Below are 7,070 nucleotides of genomic sequence, written 5' to 3' on the forward strand. Positions count from 1 at the left end.
GCGGAACGGCGCGGATCCGGGCCAGCGTGGCGGCCCTCAGCCGCCCGCCCAGCCTGCTGGTGCCTTCGAACGATGACCACGCACATCTCTTCCATGTGCGCGACCGACACCTCCGTCGACTGCAAGTCGCCCAACGGCTCCGCAACTACTCGGCCACCATCAGCTGGCTCCCCCGGCCGACGTCCGGATCCGCGCATCGCCGATACACACCACCGGCACTCCTCACTCTGCCCCTGAGTGGCCAGGGTAATTCAACTAGCGGCAGAACCTCCGAGGGGACGGGTCCGAGGTAGATAGGCCAGAAATGACTCTACGGCCTCGACCGCTCGACACCTTTTTTCAGGAGTGGGGTTGTAATCTTAGCAAGTGACCGATCAAGACCCCAGCCAGTCCCGGATGCTCCTTACCGTTGAGATTGATCTAGAAATAATTGATCAAGCAACGCTCGAGCAGGCCATCGATTCGACGAGCGGCTCCCCCGAGGACGCCGAGGACCGTCACGTGGGCGACCCATCGCGGCCGATCATCAAAGGGACGAATGAGAAGCTGACAGCAGGCCTGGCCCGCCTCGCCGAGGCAGGCGCGGTTACGGTCGCCCTGCCGGGCACACGCGTGGTGAGCACGACGTACGAGGTAGATGAAGCCGATCAATACGAGACCGATAACGAGACCTCGCCACTATCACTACCCGACTTCACTGCTCTCTTTCCAGTATGCCGTTGTGGTAAAGGGACTTGCGAAACCTGCTCGGGGTTCCAGTTGACACCGCGTACGGCCGCGACGTTGTGGGTGGCGGGTGAAACCCTGGCCGACCAAGCATTCGACGATGTCGAGGAGCACGGCGACGACCCGGTGTCGGATCCAAACCAATGGAGGATCTTTGCTCAGTATCCGGCGATCACATGGCGCCAGGATGCGGTGTGGCGCCGTCAAGCAGCCCGCGCTTTCGACGATCTGGTGGATGACATCGAGACGGGGCGGTGGCCCCACCCCACCTGTCCAGGTGAAGAGATGGCTCTGCACCTGATGCTGCAGGAAGCACCTGCTGTTTTGGAGGACGATTGGGCTGAGTGGCAGCAGAGCCTGTCGGAGTTGCCCAAGCACCGAGATGACCTGGACTGGGGCATGACGGGTGAGGTTCTCTCGCAGGACAACGACATCCTGGCTCTATTCGACCTGGAACTGGACGGCATCGAAGATCCTGATGATGACCTCAACCGCGAGATAGGGATGGGCGATTATCGCCCTTCCGCTTGGTTCGTCCCTTTCAACAACAGGGAAGCGCGTGACGGCCGTCGGCCGTTCCGGCGTTGACTCCCCTTGGGTGATGAAGGCTGGCAGATTCGCGATGTTCTGCGAAATCGATAAGCCGTGGGCGGCCAAGCCCGAACCGCCTGCGTGGACATGGTCGAGGCGCCACCCCCTCATCGCCAGAACGTCCCGTGTTTCCTGGTTGGTGAAGTCGGGTTATCGAATGGTCCCGGTAGGCCGTGGTCAGCGCAGAAGGCCGCCCGGCGTTGCAGGCGTCGGCGGTAGTGCTCTCTGTCAGGGAGTTTGGTCGTAGTCAGCCGCACGGGCTCGGTGTCGCGGCGCAAGAACAGCTTGTTGCCGGTTGCAAGCCGCAGGGTCAGCCAGCAGGCGCCCTGGTAGCAGCGGCACCGCGACATGAGCCGACCGAGTTGTTCATCTCGACAGAAGATCGGATCTTGAAGCAGTGCCAGTATCTGTGGGTGCGTCGGGCCGTTGGCCCACGCGAAGTGGATCGGGTAGGCGTGGCCGTCGTGCATGGCACCGTTGGTCCACAACTTGATGTAGTCGAGGTTCGTGCCGCCGTTCCACACGATCAGGTGACGCAAGAGCACCGAAAGCGGACTGGCGTTCCGGTAGAACGGGCCGGTGCTGTCATGACGCCCTGGCCATTGGGCGACATAGGCGCGCTCTCTCGGGTGCCAGTCCTGCGGCCGCTCCACCCAGAACGGGGCGGGCGGTTGCCCTTCGTGGTCCTCGGCGAGTTCCTGACGTGCGATCGCTGCGGCCTTGTTCCAGTCGGACCAGGAGACACGCAGGATGAGCCTGCCCGGCGGCCCCGGGCGAAGGAGCGCTACACCGTTGCCGGCCTTCTCGATGCGGAGCCCGGGGTAGCCGTAGACCTGTGCGTCTCCCCCATCGCAGGGCATGATCTCTTTGATGAAGTCGATCAAACATCGTCTATCGAACTCGGCCACAAGTTCGTTGAGGCGGGGCGTGAGCCTGGTGAATCCCCAGGCTGGTGTGCCGGTCGGCCACAGTGAGATGTCGATTTGGCCGAGCAGGTCGAGCAGGCTGGCCTCGAACCCGGCCTGGCCGACTGCCGCCCTCGGGATGAGGGCAGGGTTCGGCACGTGGGTCCGTAGTTCTTGAAGGGCGGTTTGGTACTCCTCGCCGGTGACCTTCTGACGATCCCGGGCCATCTTCTGCAGGCGCGTGAAGCTGGGCATGGCTGTCCCCCGACTGCGTCGCCCGGCCAAGACGCGTGTCAAGGAACCACCTACGCGTGGCTCTGCTGATCTCGATGGTGGGAACGCGGGACGACGAACTCTTCTGCCTTCCTGTGACCAGAGGCCGGGCTCTGTCACCGGGCACGGCGCCCGCAGCGCCAAGACCAACCTTGGCACTCCATCAACCGCCCTGGGAGCGCGACACACCGACCACGCCTATCCCTCGCCGCCGTCATGCCACCGGGAGTCGGTCGTTTCCTCCCAGATACCGATTGGATGGCGCCGGAGATCGAGCTCCAGTCCGCTGTGGTCGATCAGTGTGGCCCAGTAGCAGGGGTTGCGGCGGTCTCCCTCGGTCTCTTCGCAACGGCACTGCCAGGTCTCGTCCTCCAAGGCCGCCTGGAGACCGAAGTCGGGGTCTTGGAGACGGTCGATCACGACTCGATGGGTGAGGCCACCTGCCCACTCGAGTTTGACAACACTGTCCATCCACAGGTGCCAGTACCGCGTGTACACCTGGCCGTGCAGCGCATGGCAGCGCCGCAACAACCCAGAGATGAACGCATTGCCGACCACTCGGTAGTCGTAGAGGTGCCCATAACGCTCGATGAAAAGGGTCTCTTCCAGAGTCCATTCGTCGGGGCGCGTCAGCCACGCGACCATGTCGAGTTCGAGGCCCTGAAGCGCACGAGCCACCGCGTTGTCCCAGTGTGTCCGACGGACCCAGATCTTGATCCGGGCGTCCATGCCGGGGCGGGCCAGCAGCACGTAGCGGTTGTGCACGCGAGCTCGCAGGCCCGGGATCCCCCAGACTTCTCCAGAATCAGGGTCGACTGATGGAAGCACGCGGTCGATGAACTGCGGCAGCAGGTCGGGATGCACGCTGATCTGCAACTCGTTCGTCAGGGGGACGACGTACCTGAACCCGAAGGGCGGATACGCCTTCCGGCGGCGGTCTGCGGATCGGTCGAATGGCACGTCCCAAGCTCGGTACTCGGTGTAACCCCACTTGGCCAGCAGCCGCGTCTCCAGCGCGGCCTGCTCTTCAGCGGCTGCCGGGATGGGCGGCTCATCCTCGCCCATACGGGCGAGATGACGGCCCGCAGTGGAGATCGGCTCGCCCGTGTAGGTGGTGCGAGTACGGACACGGCGTTCACGCTGAGAACGAAGCATGCAGGACTCCCCGGTTCCGCCGCCCGGCTCGGCGCACATCGGAGAAGCAAGCGCTTCACTGCGGTCAGGTGTCTGACGAGGCTCGTGGTAGGGCGGAGCCCTTAGGGTCCGTGAGGTGACCAAGCCGGGTCGGCCACCGGGACGAGGCGTCCACGCCGCCCGGAGATTCCCTGCCCGTAAGTGTCCACGACCCGTCCTCGGCTCCCCAGCCCGCCACACCTTCCTGAGAGATTCATGACCTGAGCACGCCACGCTCATGACATAGCTCAGATAGGACTGACCGGATGCGACGTCCTCCCACCTCGCACACGCGACCAAGCTCCGCTGCCCGGGCGTACTCTCGATGAACACGGCAGACGGTATCTGGGGTGACCAGTAGGCCAGTGGCCACCCCTTATCCCGTGCCGTACTCCAGAACCTGCCCGTCCTCAGCACCGCGGTGAACTTGTCATCGCGGTCCCGGACCAGGAGCGTCAACTCGTCGACGGCCTCCATGGCGCCACGGGTGTGCACCCCGTATGCGTGACGGACGCAGGGGCCGCTATGCGGAGAGCGGTCACTCGTGCCACCCAACCAAAGAGTTCACCAACTCGGCGTTGTGGTTCGTCCTTGACGGCAAATCTCCGGAGCACATGAGAAGCTCAACGTCGAGCCTGTCCACAGAGTGCGGGCCATGTTCGCTCGTTGTTCGCTCGGCGGCATCGGTACAGGATGGCACGCCGTGGCACAGGCCGACACGAAAACCTGGCTGGACCCGGACAGAGCGGCACAGACTGACACTGAGAGCACTGCTCTGACACGAGAGCTCCGGACTTTTAATCCGTAGGTTGTGGGTTCGAGTCCCACGCGACCCACCCGCGTGACCTGGCCAAACACGAGTTCGCCCCGGTACGTCCCCCACCCGCTACGCTCCACTTCGTCCCCCTGCCTGCTCGCTGCGAGCTCGCGGGGTCGGACCGGGGACGATCATGACCCTGACCGCCGGCCCCATCCACCCCAAACCGGACACCCGCCCACGGCGCGAAGTCCGCTCCGCTGCACCAGTGAGCTGTGCCGTTCGAGAAGCCACGAAGGAGCAGATCGGCTCTGCAAAGCGGCCTTCCATCGAAACCAGAGCCTCATCAAGGCCACGCAACAGAATCGACTCGGGCCGCTGAACCCGGCCAGATCAGCCAGTTCGTCCGCCTCAACGCCAGCCGCGCCTGGGGTCACCGTCCGCCAAGATGCGTCACCCGCCTTACTGGCCGCGCTCAACGGCGTCGAGGCCGTCCGATCGACCCGGGCACGCACCGAGGGCTGGACATCAATCAGTCGGCCCACCACAGCGATCGATCAAGTCGCTAGCCTCCTGCGCCACCAAAGCCCAAAGACAGCTACCCACTCGGCAATGTCTCGGCGGTGGCTCCGGCCGCCCGATCGTTCACGAACCTCAGAGAGGTAGTGATGCCGCAGTAGGCGCTCGGAGAGCAGGTCACCCACCTCAGCCACCTGGCTGTGGTGCAGCGATCACGACAGGGACCGAAACTCTGTCAGAAGCGGCGACACGTTCGCGAGCACAGCAGCGAACAGGTCGAACTCTTCTGCCGCCAACCGAGCTCACCACCTGTCGATGACGTCGCAGTGAGATCGTCCAGCGCTGCCGATGACCGGACGCTCGTCAAGACGGCGCAGAACCGGCTGGCATCTGGTGGTCGATCCGATGTGCGGCATCGGCACCTCCCTGGTCGAGGCCGTCCGTCTGGCGCGGGATGTGGCTGGCGAGGGGGCGGCTCCCGTTCAAGGTCGGTTGTTGCCCGCCGGGTGCGCCAAGTTGTGAAGGTGACGAGTGGTCGGCGCCCAGCAATCCGGCAGAATATCGATGAGCGGGTCCCCGAACGCGGCGGCCTCACCCGTCGTGTCGCCCGCCAGCACGATGGCGGTGTGCTCACCGTTGCTTATGCGGACGCGGGATGGTGATTACGGTGGTTCGGATATGCGCGCCTCGTACTAGGGAAAGGTTGGCCGCCTGGCTGTCCAAATCGGTACGCAGCGCTTCAATGGTGTGCTTTCTTGCTGTTGATCTTCGGTAATCTGGTGCGTCCCAGAGCTCGATTGGATACCAGCCGACAATATAAATTCCTGCGTCGGCTCCTACTTCAGGCAAGTACCTGCTCACCAATTGTTCATCCTGCGAAGTCATGAGATCTGCGTTCCACGAGCCCTTGACCTCGACCACGAGTTTCACGGGCGTGGCGCTCGGACCGTGCTGCGGTGAGGGGAAGGCTTCCAGCAGGATGTCAGTGCGATCGCCCGCCCCGTACGCGTCGTTGGGTTGGATCAGGACTTCTCGGTTAACGGCGATTCGATCACCGGCCATACGAAGGTTGAGTTCGTGGGCGAGGTAGGCGCAGAGGGCGGCTTCCGGCTTCGGCCGCCAGACATCTGGGCGCGCCTCGCTGTCCGTACCGGTCGGAGCTGCTTTCCCCGGACGCTTGCCGGGAATACGGTCCCAGAGGAGCTCGCCATGGGGTGGAAGCTCCTCACCGATCGTTTCAAGAACTTCCATGACTGCGTCCAGAAAGGCGGCGCTCGAGTGCACAAGGCGCCGTGATGGATCCCGCAGGACCTGTATGACGTCCTCCACTCGCACCAAGGCCCAATTCATGATCGCATACTGTCGTGCCGCAGCGACGAGGGCCGCCGCAACAGCGATGCGATTCGGGTAGCGAGCCGCGAGGCGACGCAGCTGTCGGACCGCATCCGCCGTACCTAGGCGGCTCAGTTCGCGGAGCTGATCATCACGCCATTTCCGTGCTTGGTCATCAGGGCTGATCCAACCCACGCCGTACTGCGGTTCTGGATCATCCTCCGGGACGAACAGCGCGCTGAGGGATAGGTAGAGGTCGGCCACACCCGACTCGTCGAGGCCCTCTTGCACGAGCGGTGTCACGTGGGTCTCCGCGCACGCCCGGGCCACGCGACGCCCGAACTCGTTGTCCTCTGCCATGAGAGTTCGGACGCGAGGCCAGTGCGTCTCGGGATCCGTGACCAGCAAAGATTGCGCCACCAGCACGCGATACTGCTGATCGGCCAGCGCGCTGCTGACGACGGAGTCCACAAGGTTGAACACGACATCGCTGGCCGTTGTCAGCAGCATACGGAGAAGGCTATGCCAGGTGCGCACCGCTGCCGCTTGCGCCTCATCGTTCTGTGGTATCTCCAAAAGCGTTGCACCAGCGGCTCGCGGGACGATCTCCAGTTGCGCCGAGAGGGTTTCTAGCAAGCGTTCCATGACTTCGCGCAGCGCTGGGACCAAAGTCGGACCAAGGGCATTAAGCACCATGGGCTGCCGGCCCAATCGCAGCGTGGCAGGGACGAGTTGACTGACCCGCAGCGCGAGTGCTTGAGGAGCGTGGACCGCCGCTAGGTGCAGCAAATCCT

4 protein-coding genes and 1 tRNA gene are annotated in these 7,070 nt (G+C 63.9%); 2 read left to right on the forward strand and 3 right to left on the reverse strand.

The window, feature by feature from the left end; translation table 11 throughout:
• Nucleotides 1-366: 366 nt before the first annotated feature.
• A complete protein-coding gene (locus ACGWYJ_RS32185) occupies nt 367-1,314 on the forward strand; it encodes a hypothetical protein (protein WP_395110206.1) in 948 nt (315 codons plus the stop codon).
• Nucleotides 1,315-1,424: 110 nt separating this feature from the next.
• Here ACGWYJ_RS32185 and ACGWYJ_RS32190 read toward each other — a convergent pair whose 3' ends face one another.
• Together ACGWYJ_RS32190 and ACGWYJ_RS32195 are read right to left on the reverse strand one after the other, a co-directional pair.
• Entirely contained in the window at nt 1,425-2,477 is a 1,053-nt protein-coding gene (locus ACGWYJ_RS32190; protein ID WP_395110207.1) for a hypothetical protein, read from the reverse strand.
• Nucleotides 2,478-2,693: 216 nt separating this feature from the next.
• A complete protein-coding gene (locus ACGWYJ_RS32195; protein ID WP_395110208.1) occupies nt 2,694-3,650 on the reverse strand; it encodes a hypothetical protein in 957 nt (318 codons plus the stop codon).
• Nucleotides 3,651-4,439: 789 nt separating this feature from the next.
• Here ACGWYJ_RS32195 and ACGWYJ_RS32200 point away from each other — a divergent pair.
• Nucleotides 4,440-4,504 (forward strand) — tRNA-Lys (locus ACGWYJ_RS32200).
• A gap of 1,070 nt (nt 4,505-5,574) precedes the next feature.
• Here the strand turns inward: ACGWYJ_RS32200 and ACGWYJ_RS32205 are convergent.
• On the reverse strand, nt 5,575-7,070 hold a 1,496-nt coding region (locus tag ACGWYJ_RS32205), incomplete at its 5' end, for a hypothetical protein (protein ID WP_395110209.1).

Origin of the sequence: Actinomadura sp. SCN-SB, from assembly GCF_043906805.1 — a bacterium.
In the GTDB taxonomy this organism is placed as follows: domain Bacteria; phylum Actinomycetota; class Actinomycetes; order Streptosporangiales; family Streptosporangiaceae; genus Spirillospora.

Coding starts and splice junctions, on each gene's coding strand:
- ACGWYJ_RS32195 (WP_395110208.1), bottom strand. CDS start 3,650: ATGCTTCGTTCTCAGCGTGAACGCCGTGTCCGTACTCGCACCACCTAC.
- ACGWYJ_RS32190 (WP_395110207.1), bottom strand. CDS start 2,477: ATGCCCAGCTTCACGCGCCTGCAGAAGATGGCCCGGGATCGTCAGAAG.